At 62.2% G+C, this 20,290-nt stretch carries 21 protein-coding genes; 10 read left to right on the top strand and 11 right to left on the bottom strand.

The features are described 5' to 3' along the window. Positions 1-27: 27 nt before the first annotated feature. The gene (locus ABD906_RS11555) at positions 28-1,302 is read right to left on the bottom strand and encodes an aspartate kinase (RefSeq protein ID WP_345099557.1); all 1,275 of its coding nucleotides are present in this window, start codon (positions 1,300-1,302) and stop codon (positions 28-30) included. 169 nt (positions 1,303-1,471) lie between these two features. On the opposite strand from ABD906_RS11555, the gene ubiG reads away from it, so the two are divergent. Next, complete coding sequence (gene ubiG / locus ABD906_RS11550) at positions 1,472-2,227, top strand: bifunctional 2-polyprenyl-6-hydroxyphenol methylase/3-demethylubiquinol 3-O-methyltransferase UbiG (protein ID WP_345099556.1); 756 nt, start codon at positions 1,472-1,474, stop codon at positions 2,225-2,227. A 122-nt stretch (positions 2,228-2,349) separates the two neighbouring features. On the opposite strand, the gene ABD906_RS11545 is transcribed toward ubiG, so the two are convergent. From ABD906_RS11545 to ABD906_RS11530, 4 genes are read right to left on the bottom strand one after another with little or no spacing between them, the layout of a single operon-like run. Continuing rightward, the gene (locus tag ABD906_RS11545) at positions 2,350-2,775 is read right to left on the bottom strand and encodes a DUF1178 family protein (protein ID WP_345099555.1); all 426 of its coding nucleotides are present in this window, start codon (positions 2,773-2,775) and stop codon (positions 2,350-2,352) included. Next, positions 2,772-3,623, bottom strand: a complete 852-nt coding sequence (locus ABD906_RS11540) for a carbon-nitrogen hydrolase family protein (protein ID WP_345099554.1) — start codon at positions 3,621-3,623, stop codon at positions 2,772-2,774. Before ABD906_RS11540 ends, ABD906_RS11545 begins: the two co-directional genes overlap by 4 nt. After that, positions 3,624-3,887 (bottom strand): glutaredoxin 3, encoded by a 264-nt coding sequence (gene grxC / locus ABD906_RS11535; protein ID WP_345099553.1) that lies wholly within the window; start codon positions 3,885-3,887, stop codon positions 3,624-3,626. Positions 3,888-3,914: 27 nt separating this feature from the next. Continuing rightward, positions 3,915-4,685 carry a ComF family protein gene (locus ABD906_RS11530; RefSeq protein WP_345099552.1) on the bottom strand — a complete coding sequence of 257 codons (771 nt, stop codon included), beginning with the start codon at positions 4,683-4,685 and terminating at the stop codon, positions 3,915-3,917. A gap of 77 nt (positions 4,686-4,762) precedes the next feature. Here ABD906_RS11530 and ABD906_RS11525 point away from each other — a divergent pair, with 77 nt between their 5' ends. Continuing rightward, positions 4,763-5,647, top strand: a complete 885-nt coding sequence (locus ABD906_RS11525; protein WP_345099566.1) for a methyltransferase domain-containing protein — start codon at positions 4,763-4,765, stop codon at positions 5,645-5,647. Between the two features lie 66 nt (positions 5,648-5,713). On the opposite strand, the gene ABD906_RS11520 is transcribed toward ABD906_RS11525, so the two are convergent. From ABD906_RS11520 to ABD906_RS11500, 5 genes are all read right to left on the bottom strand, one after another. Next, positions 5,714-5,884: a Flp family type IVb pilin gene (locus ABD906_RS11520; protein WP_345099551.1), complete on the bottom strand. Its 171-nt coding sequence runs from the start codon at positions 5,882-5,884 to the stop codon at positions 5,714-5,716. A 550-nt stretch (positions 5,885-6,434) separates the two neighbouring features. Then, on the bottom strand, positions 6,435-6,854 hold the full coding sequence (locus ABD906_RS11515) for a (deoxy)nucleoside triphosphate pyrophosphohydrolase (protein ID WP_345099550.1): 420 nt from the start codon (positions 6,852-6,854) through the stop codon (positions 6,435-6,437). Between the two features lie 2 nt (positions 6,855-6,856). Beyond that, complete coding sequence (locus ABD906_RS11510; RefSeq protein ID WP_345099549.1) at positions 6,857-7,621, bottom strand: GNAT family N-acetyltransferase; 765 nt, start codon at positions 7,619-7,621, stop codon at positions 6,857-6,859. A gap of 5 nt (positions 7,622-7,626) precedes the next feature. Further along, positions 7,627-8,868 carry a bifunctional glutamate N-acetyltransferase/amino-acid acetyltransferase ArgJ gene (gene argJ / locus ABD906_RS11505; protein ID WP_345099548.1) on the bottom strand — a complete coding sequence of 414 codons (1,242 nt, stop codon included), beginning with the start codon at positions 8,866-8,868 and terminating at the stop codon, positions 7,627-7,629. Between the two features lie 146 nt (positions 8,869-9,014). Further along, a complete protein-coding gene (locus tag ABD906_RS11500) occupies positions 9,015-9,902 on the bottom strand; it encodes a peptidylprolyl isomerase (protein WP_345099547.1) in 888 nt (295 codons plus the stop codon). A 272-nt stretch (positions 9,903-10,174) separates the two neighbouring features. Between ABD906_RS11500 and secA the strand changes: the two genes are divergently transcribed. The 3 genes from secA to ABD906_RS11485 all read left to right on the top strand — a co-directional run bounded on the left by secA (position 10,175) and on the right by ABD906_RS11485 (position 16,814). Then, positions 10,175-12,892 (top strand): preprotein translocase subunit SecA, encoded by a 2,718-nt coding sequence (gene secA / locus ABD906_RS11495; protein ID WP_345099546.1) that lies wholly within the window; start codon positions 10,175-10,177, stop codon positions 12,890-12,892. A 135-nt stretch (positions 12,893-13,027) separates the two neighbouring features. Then, entirely contained in the window at positions 13,028-14,302 is a 1,275-nt protein-coding gene (locus tag ABD906_RS11490) for a GNAT family N-acetyltransferase (protein WP_345099545.1), read from the top strand. A gap of 1,351 nt (positions 14,303-15,653) precedes the next feature. Further along, positions 15,654-16,814, top strand: a complete 1,161-nt coding sequence (locus ABD906_RS11485) for a tyrosine-type recombinase/integrase (RefSeq protein WP_378188632.1) — start codon at positions 15,654-15,656, stop codon at positions 16,812-16,814. On the opposite strand, the gene ABD906_RS11480 is transcribed toward ABD906_RS11485, so the two are convergent. Next, positions 16,811-17,365, bottom strand: coding sequence for a hypothetical protein (locus tag ABD906_RS11480; protein ID WP_345099543.1), 555 nt, complete (start codon positions 17,363-17,365; stop codon positions 16,811-16,813). The two genes, ABD906_RS11485 and ABD906_RS11480, sit on opposite strands and share 4 nt — an antisense overlap. A gap of 416 nt (positions 17,366-17,781) precedes the next feature. Here ABD906_RS11480 and ABD906_RS11475 point away from each other — a divergent pair, with 416 nt between their 5' ends. From ABD906_RS11475 to ABD906_RS11455, 5 genes are read left to right on the top strand one after another with little or no spacing between them, the layout of a single operon-like run. After that, complete coding sequence (locus ABD906_RS11475) at positions 17,782-18,066, top strand: hypothetical protein (protein ID WP_345099542.1); 285 nt, start codon at positions 17,782-17,784, stop codon at positions 18,064-18,066. Then, a complete protein-coding gene (locus ABD906_RS11470) occupies positions 18,063-18,329 on the top strand; it encodes a hypothetical protein (RefSeq protein WP_345099541.1) in 267 nt (88 codons plus the stop codon). Before ABD906_RS11475 ends, ABD906_RS11470 begins: the two co-directional genes overlap by 4 nt. Beyond that, positions 18,326-18,538 carry a helix-turn-helix transcriptional regulator gene (locus ABD906_RS11465; RefSeq protein ID WP_345099540.1) on the top strand — a complete coding sequence of 71 codons (213 nt, stop codon included), beginning with the start codon at positions 18,326-18,328 and terminating at the stop codon, positions 18,536-18,538. Before ABD906_RS11470 ends, ABD906_RS11465 begins: the two co-directional genes overlap by 4 nt. Then, positions 18,504-19,028, top strand: coding sequence for a hypothetical protein (locus ABD906_RS11460; protein ID WP_345099539.1), 525 nt, complete (start codon positions 18,504-18,506; stop codon positions 19,026-19,028). The genes ABD906_RS11465 and ABD906_RS11460 overlap by 35 nt, the downstream gene beginning before the upstream one ends. Next, a complete protein-coding gene (locus ABD906_RS11455) occupies positions 19,025-20,191 on the top strand; it encodes an AAA family ATPase (protein ID WP_345099538.1) in 1,167 nt (388 codons plus the stop codon). The genes ABD906_RS11460 and ABD906_RS11455 overlap by 4 nt, the downstream gene beginning before the upstream one ends. Positions 20,192-20,290: the final 99 nt, after the last annotated feature.

Here is a 20,290-nt window from a genome sequence, read left to right as displayed (position 1 = left end):
CGCGAAGCACTATAGCTCCGCGTCGGCTTATTGTTTATCCAGCCCGTAGGCAGAATGCAAAGTCCTGACCGCCAGCTCCGCGTAAGGCGCATCGATCAGAATGGAGATCTTGATCTCCGACGTGGTGATGGCGCGGATGTTGATGCCCTTCTCCGCCATCGCCTTGAAGGCCGTGGCTGCAACGCCCGCGTTGGTGCGCATGCCCATGCCGATCACCGAAACCTTGGCAAGGCCCGTCTCGGACTGGATCGTGTCGAAGCCGACCGTGTCGCGCACGCCCTCGAGGATGGCCACCGCCTTCTGCATGTCGCCCGAGGGAACCGTGAAGGTGATGTCGGTGAACTTGCCGTCCTCGGAGACGTTCTGGACGATCATGTCGACGTTGATGTTGCCTTCGGCCAGCGGACCGAAAATGCCCGCGGAAACTCCCGGCCTGTCAGCGACACGGCGTAGGGAGATCTGAGCTTCATCCTTGGCAAAGGCGATGCCGGTGACAACCTGCTGTTCCACGATTTCTTCCTCGTCGCAAATGAGTGTGCCGGGCGGGTTCAGGAAATCCCCCATGCCGGGCGCGTCCGGTTCTTCAAAAGAGGACCTCACAAAGGTGCGGACCTTGTGGGCCATCGCCAGCTCGACCGAGCGAACCTGCAGCACCTTCGCGCCGAGCGAGGCCATTTCCAGCATTTCCTCGAAGGACACCTTCGCCAAGCGGCGCGCCTTCGGCTCGATGCGCGGGTCGGTCGTGTAGACGCCGTCCACGTCGGTGTAGATGTCGCAGCGGTCCGCCTTCACGGCGGCGGCCAGCGCCACGGCCGAGGTGTCGGAACCACCGCGGCCCAGCGTAGCGATGCGGTTGTCCGGAGCAAGCCCCTGGAAGCCGGCCACGACGGCCACCTGCCCCATCTCCATGCGGCGGATAATCTCGCTGCCGTCGATGTCGAGAATACGGGCGGCGCCATGCGCGCCATCCGTGCGGATCGGGATCTGCCACCCTTGCCAGGAACGGGCATCAACGCCGATGGACTGCAGCGCAATCGCCAGCAAACCGCTCGTCACCTGCTCGCCGGAAGCGACAACCGTGTCATACTCGCGAGCATCGTAAAAAGGCGACTGGGAACCGCAGGCCTTCGGCATTTCCTGCACCCAGCCGACAAGCTCATTAGTCCTGCCGGCCATGGCGGAGACAACCACGGCAACCTGGTGGCCCGCATCCACCTCGCGTTTGACGTGGCGCGCAACGCGAAAGATACGGGAGAGGTCAGCGACGGAGGTTCCGCCGAACTTCATTACAATGCGCGCCATGATCCTAGATGTGCCCTCGCAATTAACGAGCCCAAGGCTCTCCTGAACCTGTCTCCGCCAGATAGCGGCGCGCTTCAAATATCCAATGGTGATGTATTCCGCAAGCGATGCTGAGGCTTGACAATACATTCGTCACGCCCGACTTCCAGACAAGTGCAGGAGATGAGCAATGCAGGACAGCCAGCCTACGACAATCGACAGCGCCGAAGTCGAGCGCTTTTCGCGCATCGCGCAGGAGTGGTGGAACCCGAGCGGCAAGTTCAAGCCCCTCCACAAGTTCAACCCGGTGCGGCTGGCCTATATCCGTGACCATGTCGCCGCCCATTTCGGGCGCGACCCCAATGGCGTGCGGCCCTTCCAGGGACTGCGCTTCCTGGACATCGGCTGCGGCGGCGGCCTTCTGTCCGAGCCGATGGCGCGGCTGGGCGCCAGCGTCGTGGGCGCCGACGCTTCGGCCACCAACATCGAGGTCGCCAAGCTCCACGCGGCTGAAAGCGGCCTTGCCATCGACTACCGGGCCGAGACCGCGGAGGCGCTCGCCGATCAGGGCGAGCGGTTCGACGTCATTCTCAACATGGAGGTGGTCGAGCACGTTTCGGACGTGGACCTCTTCATCGCCAAGTGCGCGGAAATGCTGAAGCCTGGCGGGCTGATGTTCGTCGCGACGATCAACCGCACGCTGAAGGCGTGGGGGCTCGCCATCATCGGTGCGGAATACATCCTGCGCTGGCTGCCGCGCGGAACCCACGACTACCGCAAGCTGGTGCGCCCCGAGGAGCTTGAAGGCGCTCTCATGGCCAACGGCCTCACCATCAAGGACAGGACGGGCGTGACCTACAACCCGCTCGCCGACCGCTGGCAGCGCTCCCGCGACATGGACGTCAACTACATGGTGCTGGCGGAAAAGCCGCAGTCAGGGGAGTAATCAAGGGCTCCCGCTGCCGCTGCTGGCCGGACCTGGGCTGCGCCCGGAAAACCATACCCCGCCGGGTATCCCAACGGCAGAGGATGCGGGAGCGCGGCAACAAGCCCAGCGGAATGGAGATCTCAGTTCCTGTCTTCGGGAAGGATCGGCAGGGGCATGAAGTCGATGCCGTCTTCGGCCAGCGAGCGGGCTTCGTCCAGCGTGGCTTCGCCGTAGATGCCCCGCACTTCCGTCTCACCGAAATGGATCTTGCGCGCCTCCTCGGCGAAGCGCGGGCCGACATATTCGGCATTCTCGCGCACCTGGCGCGTGAATGCCCGCAGTTGCTCCAGGAACTGCTTCTGCTCGTTGGACATGGCCAGCGCCACCTGCTGCTTCTTGCGCGAGGTGGAAACGGCCGGCGCCATCAGCGCCTTGTTCACGTCATTGGTGCCGCACTGGGGGCACGAAACCAGCTTGCGCTGCTTTTGCTGATCGAAGTCATCGGCGCTGCGGAACCAGGCCTCGAATTCGTGACCGTTACTGCAGTTCAGATTGTACTTGATCATGCCATCACCTCCGCTCCAACGGGAGACGGCGGAATGAAATCCCTTGCGTTCTTCAGGTTCGGAATCTTGCGGCGGGCGTCAGCCGAGGCCGATACATCGATCTCGGCCACAACGATGCCTGGCTCGTCGTTTCCTGCGTCGGCGACAATCCGGCCCCAGGGATCGACGATCAGCGTGTGGCCATAGGTCTCGCGACCGTCCTCATGCCTGCCACCCTGCGCGGCAGCAATGACCCAGGCGCCGTTCTCGATGGCGCGCGCGCGTTGCAACACATGCCAGTGGGCCTCGCCCGTCTGGCGGGTGAAGGCGGCCGGGATGGCCAGCACATCGGCGCCGGCAAGCGCCTGGGCGCGGAACAGCTGCGGGAAGCGAACGTCGTAGCAGATCGCCAGCCCAAGGTTCATGAAGGGCAGCTGCGCCACGACCGCCCGGTCGCCGGGCGCATAAGTTGCCGACTCGCGCCAGCTCTCGCCATTGTCGAGATCGACATCGAACATGTGGATCTTGTCGTAGGTAGCGATCAGCTCGCCTTCAGCCCCGAACAGGAAGGCCCGGTTGGCGACCCGTCCATCCTCCAGGAGAACGGCCGTCGAGCCTATGTGAATGAAGACGGACAGTTCACGCGCGAGTTCAGAAGCCCTGCGGACGAGCGGGTCCTTGTCGGCGGTGGTAATGCGCTCCATCAGCGCCTCCCTGCCACGGACCAGCACTCCGGTCATCTCCGGGCTCTGGACATAGACAGCCCCGCTTCCGGCCGCTTCGCGGACAAGCGCCTCGAAGGCGGTCAGGTTGGCCTGCGGATCGGTGCCGCTGCGCATCTGCAGGGCTGCTACGCGAAAAGATGTCATTCAGGCATCTCCGAAAAGAAGCTCGTCGAGGCGCCCTTCCTTTTCCAGGGCATGAAGGTCGTCGCATCCCCCGACATGATAGTCGCCTATGAATATCTGAGGGAAGGTTGATCTGCCGTTAGCGCGCTGGATCATTTCGGCCCGCAGCTCCGGTGAGAAGCTCGCATCATACTCCGTATACTCAACGCCCTTTTCATCGAGCAAGCGCTTCGCACGGGTGCAGTAACCGCAGCCCAGGCGCGTATAGATCGTTACATTTGGCATTTATTTTTCCGCATCTTCTTGTGCGGCTTATATATGCTCCCTGCTGGCGATAGCAAAGTCCTCCGGCAGGACGCGGGCGAAGGTGAGCACATCCACCGCCGCCGCGCCAGCCCGCAGCAACACCCGGGTGGCGGCCTTTACCGTTGTGCCAGTGGTATAGACATCGTCCACGAGAATGAGCCTTCTGTCCCTCACGAGCGGAAGGCAACGCTCGGGGACGGTGAACACACCGTCCAGGTTCGCACGGCGCTCTGGGGCCGTCAGTCCAACCTGCGGACGCGTCGCCTTGCGGCGCACCAGCACGCCGGGAAGATGCGGCAGCCCGGTCTGGCGGGCGATCGCCCGGGAGAGCTCGGCCGACTGGTTGAAACGGCGGCTCAGAAACCGGTAGCGGTGCAGGGGTACCGGCACAATCGCGTCGGCGTCCGCGATCAGCTCCGCTCCGGCGCGGACCATCCAGCGCGCCATCCATGGCGCGAGGTCGGTCCGGTCGCCAAACTTGAGCGCGCGCGCCATGCGTTGCGGAACACCCTGATAGAGCACTGCCGAGCGGGCCCGGACAAACGGCGGCGGATCGGCGATGGCTTCCGCCGACAGCATGCCCTCCCCCATGTCGTGGGCAAAAGGCGTGCCCATCACCTCGCACCAGGGCCGTTCAATGAAACGCACTTGCGGCCAGCAGTCGGGGCAGAGCGTTCCGGGCTGTTCCACGATGTTGCGGCAACCGAGGCAGGTGGGCGGGAACAGAATCCTCGCCGGCCACTCGCAAAGCTGGCGCATCACCCCGCCTATGTGCATCTTGCCCCCCGCGTCATGCTCCCCACCTTTGCATCATAGCAGATTTGTGCCATTGCGCGGGAAGCATTGGAGTGACCATGGACATCATCTTCGACCCGCAGCTTCTCATTGCCCGCAAGCTCCGTGCCCTGACGCAGGGCCCGGCGGGAGCCGACTTCCTCATGCAGCGCATGGCGGAAGACCTGGGGGAGCGCCTGTCCACGGTCGAACGCCGGTTCGAGCGGGCGGCGGCGATCTTCTCGTTGACTCCCGATGCCGCGCGGGTGGTGGCCGCCAGCGGCAAGGCGGCGACGGTACTGCGCGTCGAGGCTGACCAGCGGCTGCTCGGCGACGATGAATTCGAGGGCGTGCTGGCGGAGCCGGAGATCGTGCCGCTGGAGCCGGAAAGCATCGACCTTGCGGTGTCCCTGCTCACGATGCACGAGGTCAACGACCTGCCGGGGCTGCTCGTGCAGATCCGGCGGGTGCTGAAGCCCGACGGGCTGTTTCTCGGCGCGATGGCGGGCGGCAGCACGCTGCAGGAACTCAGGCAGTCGCTTCTGGAAGCCGAGGCGGAGCTTACGGGCGGAGCCTCCCCGCGCGTCTATCCGTTCGCAGACGTGCGCGATGCGGGCGGTCTGCTGCAGCGCGCGGGTTTTTCGCTGCCGGTCACGGACGTCGAGACGATGCCCGTGCGATACAACACGATGTTCGACCTGATGCGCGACCTCAGAGCCATGGGCGCGACAAGCGCGCTTGTGGAGCGAAGCCGGAAACCGGCTTCACGCAAGCTGTTCCTGCGGGCGGCGGAGATCTACCAGGATCGGTTCTCGGACCCGGACGGGCGCGTCCGGGCAACGTTCAACATCATCTGGATGTCCGGCTGGGCGCCGCACGAAAGCCAGCAGAAGCCTCTCAAGCCCGGCAGCGCGGCCGTTTCGCTCGCCAACGTGCTCGACGAACTCGACAAGCAGAAGAAATAGACCATTTTGCCGAAGGCGCCGGCGGCGCCTTCAGGAAACCGTCCCCGACACAGCGTCCTTCCCGGCCTATTCGCCGGCAAGGGCTGACTGCAATTCCCTGTTGGAGAAAAAGAGCGAGGTCAGGAAACCCAGCTCTGCCAGACCCGTCACGATCGCCAGCACCAGCACGCTTACAATCAATGCGTATTCCACGGCTGTCGCGCCGCGCTGGTCCTTCAGGAAAGACTCGCCCCTCATCGCCGCCCCTTCAGCATCTTCCTCGCTTTGACCCGTCCCGGCTGATGATACATTCAGACTCCAGCGAAGACCGTAAGACGCTTCTCTGTTGATCCACAGCAGGACCGCCGATCGCCCCGGTCAGGAAGTGATCAATGCCCGGCTCGAAAAGCGCCTGTCGCACCACGCGCCGTTCACTGTCCGGTGCCAGTGTCAGCGACAGGGCGACCGCCGCGGACCCAAACAGCAGGAGTACGCGCAACACGCCAACGCCCGCGTTGGATAGCCAGCTTCGCCTGAATGTCCCCTTCAGATCTTGCTTCGACAGCACCGGACCGGTCCCTCAAAAGAACGCCCCATGCGCCCTCACGCACAGGCTCTCACCGGCCGCTAAAGGAAAGTTTAATGGGGCGATTAACGTTAAGAAGGGTTAAATCGGCCGGGCGGGACCGCGGGAAAGACGGTCTGCCAGCACGAGCGACCGGAGGGATTGGACCGGTCGCAGGCTCGACGGGCTCATGATGTGACGGCGCATGGTTCGACGGCTCACCACGGGGCCGGTCAGGCGTGGTCAGAGGAGGTCGATCAGGAACGGGATCAGAGGTTCGTCGGCCGGCGGCATGGGGTAGTCGCGCATGTTGCGCGGAGCCACCCACTTGAGAACCTGTCCCTCGCGCGGCATCGGGATACCCTCGAAGCGGCGGCAGACATAGAGCGGCATCAACAGGTGGAAGGTCTCGTAGGCATGGCTCGCGAAGGTGAGCGGCGCAAGGCATGGCACCTTCGTCTCAATGCCAAGCTCCTCGCGCAGCTCGCGGACCAGCGTTTCCTCCGGCGTCTCGCCGGGCTCGACCTTGCCGCCCGGGAACTCCCACAGACCAGCCAGAGCCTTGCCCTCAGGGCGCTGGGACAGCAGGACACGGTTGTCCGCATCCACGAGCGCACAGGCGGCGACCAGCAGGATCGGTTTGGGGCTCGAAGTGTCCATCATGGTCAATCCTGCGGTTCGCGGTAGACGTAAGCGTATCCATCGGTAAAGCCGAGGGAGCGGTAGAGCTCCTTCGCGGGATTGGCATCCTCCACCTGAAGGTACGCCTGGCGCGCGCCGCGCGTAAAGGCCCATTTGAGGGCGGCCGGGATCAGGCGGCGGGCATTGCCCCGGCCGCGCGCGAATTCCGCCGTCGCAATGTCGAAGAGGCCGACCACATCACCATCGCGAACGCAGAGAAGACTGGTCGCCGGCTTGCCGTCCTGCTCCAGGACGAAGAAGCCGCGATCGGCCCTTATCGATTCCACCACCCGGCGCAAGCCCGGCTTGATCTCGGGCGGATTGCCGTGGGTGAACACCGAAGCCTCGACGTAGCGCTCGACCTCTTCCACCGGTGTCACGTCATCAGCCCCTGCCAGGGCGTCATTCCCAAGGGGCAAACGCATCACGGTCGTCTGCTTGCGGCTCACCCAGCCCAACTCGTCGAGCCGGGCGGCGATCTGCGGCGCCGACAGGGGCGTCAGGCGGAAAGCGGGCGTGCGGCCATTCTCACGAAAATAGCGGGAAAGACGCTCGATCCGCTCATCCAGGCGGTGACAGTCATGCGGGTCCATCGGGTTGATGGAATTCAGGCGGCCGGAAGGATGGCCGGCCGTCAGGCGAACCATCCAGGTGCCGTCATAGTGTACGGCGGCAGCCGGCCAGGCGCGGAAGCCCGCCGCCTCGATGCGCCTGACATCCGCCAGATTGGCCAGCCCAGCCCCCGCCATGCGCGTCAGCTCCGGTAGTCGCCGTTGATGGCCACGTATTCCTTGGTCAGGTCGCAGGTCCAGACCGTCGCCTTGCCGCGGCCGAGACCAAGGTCAACCGTGATGACAATGTCGTCGCGCTTCATGTACGCCGACACCGCCTCCTCGGAGTAATCCGGATCGCGCTCGCCCTGATGCGCAACGCGATGCTCGCCGAACCAGATGGTCAGAAGATCACGGTCGGCCGGCTCGCCGGCCTTGCCGACGGCCATCACGACGCGGCCCCAGTTGGCGTCCTCACCCGCTACGGCAGTCTTCACCAGCGGAGAATTGGCGATGGAGAGCGCGATGCGCTTGGCGGAGCGGGCGGCCTTCGCGCCGGTGACATTCACCTCGATCATCTTGCGGGCGCCCTCGCCGTCGCGCACCACCTGCAGCGCCAGCTGCTTCAGAATACGGTTCAACGCGCGGCGGAACGCGCCAAGGCGCGGATCCTTCGGGTCGGTGATGCGCGGCGCGCCGCGTTCGGCCGCCTTGCCGGTGGCGAACAGCAGCAGCGTGTCGCTGGTGGAGGTATCGCTGTCGACCGTCACCGCGTTGAAGGTCTTGGCCGTGCCCTTCGACAGCATGTCCTGCAGTACGGGCGCGGCAATCGGCGCGTCGGTCGCCACGAAGGAAAGCATCGTCGCCATGTCCGGCGCGATCATGCCGGCGCCCTTGGCGATGCCGTTGATCGTGATCTCGACGCCGCCCAGATCCGCCTTGGCGGTCAGGTACTTGGGATAGGTGTCGGTGGTCATGATGGCCTGGGCGGCTTCCTTCCAGGCGCCGGGCTCGGCCCGCTTCACCAGATCGCCCAGAAGATGCGAGAACTTGTCGGCGGCGAGCGGTTCACCGATCACGCCGGTGGAGGCGAGGAACACCTCGTTCTCCTTGCAGCCGGCGGCAGCTGCCGCCGCCTTCGCCTCCAGCGCGGTCGCCTCGCGGCCCTTCTTGCCGGTAAAGGCATTGGCATTGCCGGAGTTGACCACCAGCACGCGGGCCTTTCCGCCGGGAAGGTTCTGGCGGCAGAAATCAACCGGGGCCGAGGGACACTTCGAGCGCGTGAAGACGCCGGCCACTTCGGTGCCTTCGTCGAAGACCATCACCATCAGGTCGGTGCGGCCCTTGTACTTGATGCCGGCCTCGGCGGTCGCGATGCGGACGCCAGGAATCTCGGGCATCTTCGGATAACGCTTGGGAGCAAGGGGAGAAACGGTCGTGGACATGAATCTTACCGCGTAAATGAGCCTGATCCCCTCTGCCTCATGGCAAGACTCCAGGCAAGAGCGAAACAGTGTACGAAATACAAAAGGGCGGGAGGTGCCGCCGTCCGGCTACACTTCCCGCCCCGTCACTGCATTCGGCGCGATCCTTACTGGGCCTGATCGTCCGCCGTGCCAATCTGCTGCGCAAACAGCTCGTCAACCGCAGTCTTGAGCTCGGCATCCGGAATCTCGACCGAAGCCTTGCCGCGGATGTCCCTCAGCGTATTGACGTACTTCTCACGCACGATCACCGAGCGGATCTCGTCGGAGACCTGCTCAAACGGAGGAACGGGCTGCTGGCGCTTGTCCTCGACCTTGATCACGTGCCAGCCGAACTGCGTCTGCACGGGCTCCTTAGAGTAGCTGCCCGGCTCGATGGCAAATGCCGCCGTCTCGAACTCCGGCACCATGCGGCCCTTGGTGAAGTAGCCAAGGTCGCCGCCATTGGCTGCCGCGCCGTCTTTCGACTTCGCCTTGGCGATCTCCTCGAAATTACCGCCCTTATCGAGCTCGGCAATGATTTCCTTCGCCTCATCCTCCGTCTCGACGAGGATGTGCCGGGCATGGACTTCCTCCGGCATGGTGAGCTTGGCCACTTCTTCGTCGTAGCGGGCGCGCACTTCCTCCTCGGTGATCGGCTCGATCACGTTCTTGTCGATGTAGGCGCTGTGGAGGGCCTGATTCTTCAGAAACTCCTGCTGCTTCTTGAACTCGTCCGTCTCGTCGATCTTCTGCTCCGCCGCCGCTTCGGCAAAAAGGTTGAGGTCGATGAGCGCGGACAGAAGGGCGACACGGCGATCGGCCTCCGGAAGGCGTGCAAACTGCGGACCGAGCTGCTGTTCAGCCAGCTTGAGGTCAGCTTCGGTGATCTGGTGGCCGTTGACGGTGGCAAGGACCTTGTCCTCCTGCGCGGCGGCTGGCTGGCTGCCCATCACGCCCGCCATCAGTGCCAGGCCGATCGAGGCTGCGAGAGTTTTGCGCACGGATCTAAGCATGAGAAAGTTTCTCCGTTTGGTAAGGATCGAGTACGGCACGATCGAAAAAGGCGAGATGCCCCACACCGCGCAAGAAATATGGCGGAATTTGCGGTGACCCCCCACTTTCCCCGAAGTTGACATCGCTGGATGCCCCTCTTATCTGTCCTTCAACCCAGCGTCCAGAAGTCCTTTTCGCGCGACGCGGGCCCGTCATACTTCAGGCATAGCTTGAAACTGGCGCAATCATACGGCATCCCATTGTCCGAAAGACGAATTGAGAGGACCATCTGATGGTCAGTTTTGGCGGCCTCGTCCGCAAGATTTTTGGCTCCGCAAACGAACGCCGCGTACGCGGCTACAGGTCCCGGGTCGAAGCGATCAATGCCCTCGAACCCGAGATCCAGGCGCTCTCGGATGAGGCCCTGCGGGGCAAGACACAGGAATTCCGCGAGAAGCTCGCGAACGGCGCATCGCTCGAGGACCTGCTTGTCCCTGCCTTTGCCGTGGTCAGGGAAGCCGCACGCCGTACCATCGGCCTGCGTCCGTTCGACGTGCAGCTCATCGGCGGCATGGTCCTGCACGAGGGCGCCATCGCCGAGATGAAGACCGGCGAAGGCAAGACGCTGGTCGCAACACTGCCCACCTATCTCAACGCACTGACTGGCAAGGGCGTTCACGTCGTCACGGTGAACGACTATCTGGCCAAGCGCGATGCCGGCTGGATGAGCCAGGTCTACGGTTTCCTGGGCCTGTCCACGGGCGTCATCGTCCACGGACTTTCGGATGAGGAACGGCGCGCCGCCTATGCCTGCGACATCACCTATGCCACCAACAACGAGCTCGGCTTCGACTATCTGCGCGACAACATGAAATATGACCGCGCGCAGATGGTGCAGCGCGGCCATGCCTACGCGATCGTCGACGAGGTCGACTCGATCCTGATCGACGAGGCGCGCACGCCGCTCATCATCTCCGGCCCGCTAGAGGACCGTTCGGATCTCTACAACACGATCGACGCCTTCATCCTCAAGCTCGACAAGGATGATTACGAGGTCGACGAGAAGCAGCGCACCGCCACCTTCACCGAAAAGGGCACGGAGAAGGTCGAGCAGCTGCTGCGCGAGGCGAAGCTCTTCAAGGGCGAATCCCTCTATGACGTCGAGAACGTCGCCATCGTCCACCACCTCAACAACGCGCTGAAGGCGCATCACCTGTTTCAGCGCGACCGCGACTACATCGTTCGCAACGGCGAGGTGGTGATCATCGACGAGTTCACCGGCCGCATGATGCCGGGCCGCCGCTATTCGGACGGCCTGCACCAGGCGCTCGAGGCCAAGGAACACGTCAAGATCCAGCCGGAAAACCAGACGCTGGCGTCCATCACCTTCCAGAACTACTTCCGCATGTACGAGAAGCTGGCCGGCATGACCGGCACGGCCTCCACGGAAGCGGAGGAGTTCGCCAACATCTATGGCCTGGACGTGGTCGAGATCCCGACCAATCTGCCGGTTCAGCGCATCGACGAGGACGACGAGGTCTACCGCACGGCCGAAGAGAAGTACCGGGCCATCATCAAGGAGATCAAGGCGGCGCGCGAGCGCGGCCAGCCAATCCTCGTCGGCACCACCTCCATCGAGAAGTCCGAGTACCTCGCCAGCCTGCTGCGCAAGGAAGGCTTCACCGACTTCGAGGTTCTGAACGCCCGCCACCACGAGCGCGAAGCCGCGATCGTGGCGCAGGCCGGACGTCCCGGCGCCATCACGATCGCCACCAACATGGCCGGCCGCGGCACCGACATCCAACTCGGCGGCAACGCCGAGATGCGGATTGCCGAGGAGCTCGGGGACATGCCGCCCGGACCGGAGCGCGAGGCGCGCGAGAAGGCCATCCGCGAAGACGTCCAGCGCCTCAAGGAAAAGGCGCTTGCCGCCGGCGGTCTCTACGTGCTCGCCACCGAGCGCCATGAGAGCCGTCGCATCGACAACCAGTTGCGCGGCCGCTCCGGCCGCCAGGGCGACCCGGGCCGCTCCAAGTTCTTCCTGTCGCTGCAGGACGACCTGATGCGCATCTTCGGCTCCGACCGCATGGACGGAATGCTGCAGAAGCTCGGCCTCAAGGAGGGCGAAGCCATCATCCATCCCTGGATCAACAAGGCTCTGGAAAAGGCGCAGAAGAAGGTCGAAGCCCGCAACTTCGACATCCGCAAGAACCTGCTCAAGTTCGACGACGTCATGAACGACCAGCGCAAGGTCGTCTTCGAGCAGCGCCTCGAGCTGATGGACGGGGAGAACGTCTCCGATACCGTCACCGAGATGCGCCATGACGTCATCTACGACCTGGTGGCCAAGCACATTCCCGAGCACGCCTATGCAGAGCAGTGGGATGTGAAGGGACTGCGCGAGGCCGTACAGCGCGTCCTCAACCTGGACCTGCCCATCGAAGAGTGGGCGCAGGAAGAGGGCATTGCGGAGGATGACATCCGCGCGCGCATCATCGAGGCGTCCGACAGGGCCTTTGCCGAGAAGGCCGAGCGCTTCGGGTCGGACATCATGCGCTACGTGGAGAAGTCGATCCTGCTGCAGACGCTCGACATGCTGTGGCGCGAGCACCTGGTCAACCTCGACCACCTGCGCTCGGTGATCGGCTTCCGCGGCTATGCGCAGCGCGACCCGCTCAACGAGTACAAGAGCGAGGCTTTCGAGCTGTTCCAGGCCATGCTGCACAACCTGCGCGAGGCCGTCACGGCGCAGCTCGCCCGCGTCGAGCTGGTGCGCGAGACGCCGCCGCCGCAGGTGCCGCAGCAGATGGAGGCCCACCACATCGACCCCGCCACCGGGGAGGACGATGCGAGCGGCAGTCTGCTTACCCTGGCTGCAGCGCCCGCCACCGCCACCGAAAGGGATCCGAACGATCCGTCCACGTGGGGCCGCGTGGGCCGCAACGAGCCCTGCCCCTGCGGATCGGGCAAGAAATACAAGCATTGCCACGGCGCTTTCGTGGCGGAATAAAAGAGCGAAGGAAAAGGCCTCTCGAAAATGTGAGAGGCCTTTTCACTTTGTTGGCTTCCAAAAGGATCGCGTTGCCGCAAACCTGCTATTAGAACTTCTGCGATAGGAGTTGCCGGAGTTCACGGGGGATAATTCATGGCCGCACCTTTGGTGGAGGTGTCGGGCAGCGCCGGTTCAGGCCCGCTGCCGCAGGAACTTGTCTCCGCACTCAAACCAGACGACCTGGAGCGCCTCGTCCAGGCGCTTCCTGCCGGTCCGACGCGGCGGCTCGCCATCTATCCGCGGTCGGCCGGTTTCGGCCTGCTCGATGAACTCGACCATCTCGGCGCGCGGGCGATCGAGCCCAATGTGTTCTTCAGTCCGCGCTTTCTCGCCCCGGCCATGCCGCGGCTCGACGACCGGGACATGCGGCTCGCCGTGATTCGCGACGAGACGCGGGAGCGGAGCCGACTGCGGCTGCTCGTTCCGTTCACCGTCGAAAATCTTCCGGTTCCGGTGGCCGTCCCGGTGATGCGCACCTGGTCCAACCCGTTCGGGCCGCTCGGCACACCGCTGGTGGATCATGACGATCCCGTGGGCGTGCTCGAGGATTTCTTCCGGATGCTGGCGCAGCCCAGCCTGAAGCTGCCGAAGGTGTTCGTATTCCCCGACACGCGAACCGACGGCCCGTTCGCCGCCGCCCTGCATGCGGTAGCCGAGGCCCGTAGCCTCCCGCTCATCGTGTCCGGCCAGGTGGAGCGTCCGTACCTGCGGAGCGGCCTCGACGGGGACAGCTATCTGCGGAAGAACCTGAAGCCACATCATTTCCGCGAGTTGCGCCGGCAGAAGCGCCAGCTGGAAGGTCTCGGCCGGCTGGAATACAAGATCGCCCGCAACCCCGACGACGTGGCGGAAGGTGTGGAAGCCTTCCTGTCTCTGGAGGTCGCCGGATGGAAAGGACGGGCTGGCACTGCCATGCGCGTCGACCGGATGCACGCGGCTTTCGCCCGCGAAGCAACCCAGCTCCTTGCGCAGCGCGACCAATGCCGGGTGCACATGCTGACGCTCGACGGGCGGCCGATCGCGGTGCTGATCGTGCTCATCGCTTCAGGGGTCGCCTACACCTGGAAGACCGCCTTCGACGAAACTCTCGCGCACCATTCTCCGGGAACGCTACTGCTGGCGGAGGTGACCAGGAATCATCTGGAGGATCCGAACATCACGGAAAGCGATTCCTGCGCAGAAGCGAACCATCCTGTGATGTCACGCCTGTGGAGCGAGCGATGCACCATCGGCACCTTCGTGGTGGGCCTCACCCCCGACAGCGATCGGGCCGCACGCCAGGCGGAAACGCAGCTCGCTCTCTACCGGCACACGCGCACGCGGGTGAAAGGTATAGGCAGGTGGCTCCGGCGGCTGCTCGGAAAGTGATGAAACGGTTCGGGGATTTCATGGGATTTAGGAGGGGCGGCTGATTGCTCTCCGTTTCACCCAGGGCCAATCGATGGTACGGTCTGCGAGAGCGTCGCCCGGTGCGGCCGTAGCGCCGTCGAGAAAACCCGAAACGCTTCAGTCACTCCCAAACCTGTCACCATCTGGAAGGCGAACCCGGTTGCAGAGTCCGGCTGCAGAATGTAAAGTAATGGAGTTAGTGCAGCGACTACCCCACTGACGAGGGTTGGAGCTAATGGGTGGGGGCCGCTGCATTAGCCATATACGAATACGCCCCATTTCCCCGCTCTGATGCAGATCAAATTTTGCAAGAGCTGCCTGTCCGAATTGCCGCAGGCGGCGGGGTGCGTTTTTGGGTTGGACCAGCCCGGTAAATCAGGTGTCGGGCAGTCGCCTCGGGCACACCGTTACCGTCGCGTCGAGCGCGCCGTCATTATCAAGATCAAGGAAGGTGTGACCGGATCACTTTGGACGAGTGTGACCGGACAGGCTCTCGGCGCCCGCCGATCGTGCTTTCCCACGAGGCTCTTCGGGTTAGTAATTGATCTTCGTTGAAGGGATCATTGTTTCAAGCGTTGTGCCCGAACAGGTCTTTCCCCCGCTTCATCGCAGCGCACGGCAATGAGACAGAAAAGGCCCGGGTCTCCCCGTACCGGAGCTCCGGTGCCTGGTCATGGTTGACCACCGTATCGGCCGCGAGAGCGGACCCGGTCAAGAAAGCTGACAGCAATGCGGCGGAAACAACTCGCTTCATGATGCCCCTCCCAAGACAACTGTTCTTAGTTGGATAACAAAAATCGTCTCACACCGAAACCCCACTTGGCATAAGAAGACGGAGCTGTTGCGGACGGATCACAGCTTGTGGGGGTCTTCCTCCGTTGGAATTTGATCGACCGTGCCCGGGTGGCGAGAACTGCGCCTATCCCAGCCCGACCCGTCACCGAACGCCGCCGCACGGCAGGGACCCACGGCAAGCCCTCCGAGGCCGGATTCGGGAGCGTTGGCCAGCAACGGCCAGTGGCCGGGGGTTTCCGTCCATCCGCAGGACATGTTGCAGCACGGGCACGGGAACCAAGGGGTGTCTCGGATCAGTTCCGCTGCAAAATGCCGAGGAATAAGCGGACTTGGAATGAGATGGTGCCTCCGGTCCGCAAATAATTGATATTGCTGTGGTTTTCTATGTTTTTCCAGTTGTATCAAAGCCCTTGATGTTGTTCAATCTTCACGTTTCGTTCTATTTCGGTATGTTTCTCCAAGAGTCCCCGTAGCGCACGGGAAAAGGGGGACAAGAAGGGGGATGGAAAGAGGGGGATTTCCGAGTGTGGGATTGATGAATAAGCTGACGGTGAAGGGCATTGCGGCTCTTCCTCCGGGCAAGCACTCCGACGGTGCTGGTCTATGGTTGTACAAGCGGGAGACCGGAGCGCAATGGGTTTTTCGTTTTACGATCCATGGCAGGCGGCGGGAGATGGGGTTGGGAAGCTACTCCGTCATTTCGCTCAAGGAAGCGCGGGATCTGGCTGGCGATCTTCGCAAGGCCGTTCACGCTGACAAGGATCCAATCAAGGAACGGGAGAAGCAGCGCCGGGAAGAAGCCCGCAACATACACCTGCTGGAAGAGGTGGCGGTTGATGCGTTCGAGTCGCGCAAGGCTGAACTGAAAGGCGACGGCAAGGCTGGCCGATGGTTTTCGCCGCTTGAACTGCACATTCTTCCCAAGCTAGGTAAAGTTCCTGTCGCTGAGATAGACCAGAAGGACATCAGGGAAGTTCTCGCTCCCGTCTGGCACACGAAAGCAGAGACAGCCCGGAAGGCCCTAAACCGGCTTGGCATCGTGTTTCGCCATGCTGCCGCCCTCGGCCTCGACGTTGACTTGCAAGCCGCTGAAAAGGCTCGCGCTCTCCTGGGCAAGCCACGGGCGAAGAAAACGAATATCCCCGCCATGCCCTGGCGCGACGTTCCGAAGTTTTATCAATCTCTAAATGATGGCTCCGTAACGCACCTTGCCTTGCGCCTGCTAATCCTCACCGGCGTGAGGTCTGCGCCCTTGCGACACATCCGCGAAGACCAAATCGACGGCGACATCTGGACCATCCCGCCGGAGCTCGTGAAGGGGCGCAGGGACGCAACGACTGAGTTTCGAGTGCCTCTGTCGTCAGAGGCCCTCAAGGTGATTGAGCAGGCCCGCAGGCATGCGCGAGCTGGCTATCTTTGTCCCAACGTCCGCCGGGGCGTCATCTCCGACATGACCCTTTCCATGTACATGCGTCGGCTAGGGCTGGAATACCGCCCGCATGGCTTCCGCTCTTCGTTGCGGGACTGGATAGCGGAATGTACTAACACGCCATATGAAATTGCGGAGACGGTGCTGGGGCACAAAGTCGGAGGAGCGGTCGAGCGCGCATATCGGCGGACGGACTACTTGGAGCAACGCAGGCAGATCATGGAAGCCTGGGCTGCGTTGTTAACCAGCGTCGGAGACCACAGTTAACTTTCCCCGTCTAGGTTGTCTGGCGGATAAAGCTTCCTGATATGCTCGTTCCAAATTTTTCGTCGTGGTTCAAGCATTTCACGTATAGCTCTTGAGCCCGCGCCATCAGAATCCACGGAAATGGACTGGGAAAGCTCTTGTGCTTCTTCGTATGGCATGTTGACCATCAGCGGACCGATCGCCGCCACTAACCTCATTAGCTCTTCGTACCCGTCCAGGCATTCATTGAAGCTGTAGTTTATCTCATCATATAGCTCCGACGCCACAAGGCGGTGGAAGTCTGCGGAATCAAGACTAGATTGGCGCTGCTTGATCTCCTGCGGCCTATCAATTGCTTTCGCCAATCGATCTAACCCGATGGCGCATTTCGCAATGATTTCCGGGAGCGCCTGGGCGGTCAGCAAACCTACGTGAACCAAACGCCGCACGGCGTCAGACCGTGAGGGGACTCGATTGGCATACCGCCAATCATCGATTCTCTGAATCTCGTCGGCTGTAATCTTTATGTGGAGACGTTCGGTTTCACTGTCTCCCAACTTTGGCCTCGCCATGTGCGATCTCCCTTCAGGATAAATGCATATAGTGCACACAAAACAGTTGCAACCCCGAAAATTCTGTGCAAATAAATCAATCGTGCGCATGATATGCACGATTTGAGGATCAGATACCATGACATTGGACAAAGCGCTTTCAAAGCCAACGATCTCTGTCCCCGAGGCGGGGCGATTGTTCTTTGGTTTGGCTAGGAATGCCGCGTACGAGGCGGCGAAAAACGGCGACATACCGACGGTCAAAGTTGGAGGTCGCATCATGGTGCCTGTGGCACCGCTAGCGGAGAGGCTGGGCCTGAAATCAAGAGTTGGGCAGGCCGCATGAGAGATCGCAAACAAAAGGCCCGGAGGTGTTGCAGCACCAACCGAGCCCTGAAGGTCACTAACCCAATGCTAACTAGATAGGTAACCTGACGATGCTGAACAATACATCTCCAGGCGCACCAAGTGCAAGTACCTCAGCGCCGTTTGGCTTTGCCCGGCAGCTCGACTTCCGCGCGATGACCCGTGAGGACATTATTGAGTGCTCGTATCGCGCCAATATGATGCTGGAGCTCTGCGAGCTGGCCGCCGACCGTTTGATCGATCAGCATAGCCCAAACTTGGCGGCAGCGCTCACTGATTGCATCCGGTCAGTCCGCGTCCTGCTCGGCCCCGTTCACGACGCGTTCGAGATGGGTGTGAATGGGGGTGAGCAATGAGCGCCGTGATCGCTTCTGACCCGTTCGGCCTGGTCGGGGACCTGGAGGACCACATCGGCACCGTGGACGACTTGTTGCGCGCGCTTATGATGCTCGCCGAGACACTTGACGACGACAGATCGGCTGTCTGGCGCGTGGCGTTCATAGCGCAAAAAGAAATGCAGGCGATTGGCGAAATTCACGGGCGGCTGTTCCGGTTGCTTCATCCGAACCGCGATCATTTTGAGGTGGAAGGCTGGCCGTGTGATGGGGGCGTCCAATGACGGCGGTCGATCTTCTCCTGACAGCGAAAGAAGTGGCCGCCATGCTGCGCATCAGCGTGCCGACGCTTTACCGCGAAATTCAGCGGGGCCGTTTGCCACGGCCTCTCAAACTCGGTTCCTGTTCACGCTGGCCACAGGGGGAGATATGGGCGGCGATTAGACGGAGGTCTGCCGTTGAGCACCTTCCTGCCTCTCCCGACAAATGTTGACCTTCAAGCTGCAACGCCGCAGCAAATTGACTGGCTGCTAGACAACGGAGTTGCGGAAGAAACCATCCTTCCGCTGCTCCCACTACGGTGCGCCAGAGGCCGCAAGGCTGTGGATGGTCGTTTCGAGCCAAGAGCAGACGGCCATTCATTCGTGGCCTTCCATGAAACCGAGGATGTCGTGTTCTGGCAACCGCGCACCGGAGAGCTTGCGTCGTGGAATGGGCGCGCTTTCGCGCTCGGAGAAGCGGCGATCACCGACGCGGCGACATATTCTTTCGACGGCACCTTAAACGTCTTCCCCGACCCGCTCACGTGGCTACAGCATAAGCGTGACGGCATCGTCATCATCGAATGGGGCCTGACGTTCGACCGCCTGCGCCATGCACCGCGGATTGCTGTCCAGGAGGAGCTCACACATCAATTCAGACGATACATGAGGCCTCCGATGCCGCAGGTATACGTGTTCTCGGAAGAAAGGGCGGCGGCATGATTGATCAAATTATCCCGCTCGAGGAATACGAACGCCGCCGCCGCAACACCCCTAGGTTCCGGCGCATAAACACGAACGACCTGATGGCCAAGCAGTTCGACCCCATCCGGTGGATAGTTCCCGACTACCTGCCCGAAGGCTTCTCTGTCTTGGCCGGTCGCCAGAAACTCGGGAAAACATGGCTTGCGCTCGACGTTGCGCTCGCGGTCGCCACTGGCGGCATGGCTATGGGCGCAATTAGGGTCGACGTTGGAGATGTTCTGTACCTCGACCTTGAGAACGGTGAAAGGCGTGTCCAGCGGCGTATCGAAACGCTGTATCCCGATCCACGGACAAGGCCTGACTTGTCGCGGCTCGAGTTCGCGACGGAGACGATCCCGCTCGACAAGGGGCTCATCGAGGCGCTGGACGACTGGCGGCTGTCTGTGCCGAACCCGCGCCTTGTTGTGATCGACGTATTGCAACGGATCAAGCCTCCCGGACGATCCACCCGCAATGCCTACGAACAAGATTATACAGCCTGGTCTCCCCTTCAACGCTGGGCCACGGAACACGGTATCGCCGTACTTGGCCTTCACCACACCAGGAAGGGGGGAGCGGACGATCCGCTAGAAAGCCTATCTGGATCGAACGGGCTCTCAGCCTGCGCGGATACGACCTTGGTGCTGGACCGAAATGGAAACGGCACGACGCTGTACGTTCGCGGGCGCGACGTGGACGAGAAGGAATCTGCTCTCGACTTCTCAGACGGGCTCTGGACCCTGAAGGGCGATGCGAGCAAGCTGCGTGTCTCCGGTGAACGGCAGGCTGTTCTGGACGCCCTGCTGGACGCCGGTGAGCCGATGTCGCCTAGCGACCTCGCAGCGATCTTGGGCCTACCGAATGGAACGATCCGCAAGCGTCTGTTCGACATGGCCAAGGCGGGTGACATCGTCCGCGAGGACCGTGGCCGATACAGACATCCTGACACCCCCAGTAACATTAGTAACGTCGGTAACGTTCCCGCTAAAGCGCATGAAAATCAAGGGCTTACCGTTTCTGGTGGTGGTAACATCGGCGGTAACGTTACGGACAATGCCAAAGGCGGTAACATCGACAAGTCATTGAATTACAATGACTTTTCAATCAACGTTACCAACGTTACCAAAGTTACTGGCGATTGATCCACCCCCATTGAACGGGTCCACCTTGAAGTATGGTTTTGACCATGAAGGAGGACCACAATGGCCAACAAGCGACACAAGCCCGACGAGATCGTCACG

The organism is Chelativorans composti (assembly GCF_039541695.1).
GTDB lineage: Bacteria > Pseudomonadota > Alphaproteobacteria > Rhizobiales > Rhizobiaceae > Chelativorans > Chelativorans composti.
The sequence above is the reverse complement of the archived record's forward strand: the minus strand, read 5'-3'. Positions and strand labels throughout refer to the sequence as shown.

Excerpts from the sequence above, each read along its gene's own strand:
- ABD906_RS11555 (WP_345099557.1), bottom strand. The coding sequence starts at position 1,302 with ATGGCGCGCATTGTAATGAAGTTCGGCGGAACCTCCGTCGCTGACCTC.
- ubiG (WP_345099556.1), top strand. The coding sequence starts at position 1,472 with ATGCAGGACAGCCAGCCTACGACAATCGACAGCGCCGAAGTCGAGCGC.
- ABD906_RS11545 (WP_345099555.1), bottom strand. The coding sequence starts at position 2,775 with ATGATCAAGTACAATCTGAACTGCAGTAACGGTCACGAATTCGAGGCC.
- ABD906_RS11540 (WP_345099554.1), bottom strand. The coding sequence starts at position 3,623 with ATGACATCTTTTCGCGTAGCAGCCCTGCAGATGCGCAGCGGCACCGAT.
- grxC (WP_345099553.1), bottom strand. The coding sequence starts at position 3,887 with ATGCCAAATGTAACGATCTATACGCGCCTGGGCTGCGGTTACTGCACC.
- ABD906_RS11530 (WP_345099552.1), bottom strand. The coding sequence starts at position 4,685 with ATGCACATAGGCGGGGTGATGCGCCAGCTTTGCGAGTGGCCGGCGAGG.
- ABD906_RS11525 (WP_345099566.1), top strand. The coding sequence starts at position 4,763 with ATGGACATCATCTTCGACCCGCAGCTTCTCATTGCCCGCAAGCTCCGT.
- ABD906_RS11520 (WP_345099551.1), bottom strand. The coding sequence starts at position 5,884 with ATGAGGGGCGAGTCTTTCCTGAAGGACCAGCGCGGCGCGACAGCCGTG.
- ABD906_RS11515 (WP_345099550.1), bottom strand. The coding sequence starts at position 6,854 with ATGATGGACACTTCGAGCCCCAAACCGATCCTGCTGGTCGCCGCCTGT.
- ABD906_RS11510 (WP_345099549.1), bottom strand. The coding sequence starts at position 7,621 with ATGGCGGGGGCTGGGCTGGCCAATCTGGCGGATGTCAGGCGCATCGAG.
- argJ (WP_345099548.1), bottom strand. The coding sequence starts at position 8,868 with ATGTCCACGACCGTTTCTCCCCTTGCTCCCAAGCGTTATCCGAAGATG.
- ABD906_RS11500 (WP_345099547.1), bottom strand. The coding sequence starts at position 9,902 with ATGCTTAGATCCGTGCGCAAAACTCTCGCAGCCTCGATCGGCCTGGCA.
- secA (WP_345099546.1), top strand. The coding sequence starts at position 10,175 with ATGGTCAGTTTTGGCGGCCTCGTCCGCAAGATTTTTGGCTCCGCAAAC.
- ABD906_RS11490 (WP_345099545.1), top strand. The coding sequence starts at position 13,028 with ATGGCCGCACCTTTGGTGGAGGTGTCGGGCAGCGCCGGTTCAGGCCCG.
- ABD906_RS11485 (WP_378188632.1), top strand. The coding sequence starts at position 15,654 with ATGAATAAGCTGACGGTGAAGGGCATTGCGGCTCTTCCTCCGGGCAAG.
- ABD906_RS11480 (WP_345099543.1), bottom strand. The coding sequence starts at position 17,365 with ATGGCGAGGCCAAAGTTGGGAGACAGTGAAACCGAACGTCTCCACATA.
- ABD906_RS11475 (WP_345099542.1), top strand. The coding sequence starts at position 17,782 with ATGCTGAACAATACATCTCCAGGCGCACCAAGTGCAAGTACCTCAGCG.
- ABD906_RS11470 (WP_345099541.1), top strand. The coding sequence starts at position 18,063 with ATGAGCGCCGTGATCGCTTCTGACCCGTTCGGCCTGGTCGGGGACCTG.
- ABD906_RS11465 (WP_345099540.1), top strand. The coding sequence starts at position 18,326 with ATGACGGCGGTCGATCTTCTCCTGACAGCGAAAGAAGTGGCCGCCATG.
- ABD906_RS11455 (WP_345099538.1), top strand. The coding sequence starts at position 19,025 with ATGATTGATCAAATTATCCCGCTCGAGGAATACGAACGCCGCCGCCGC.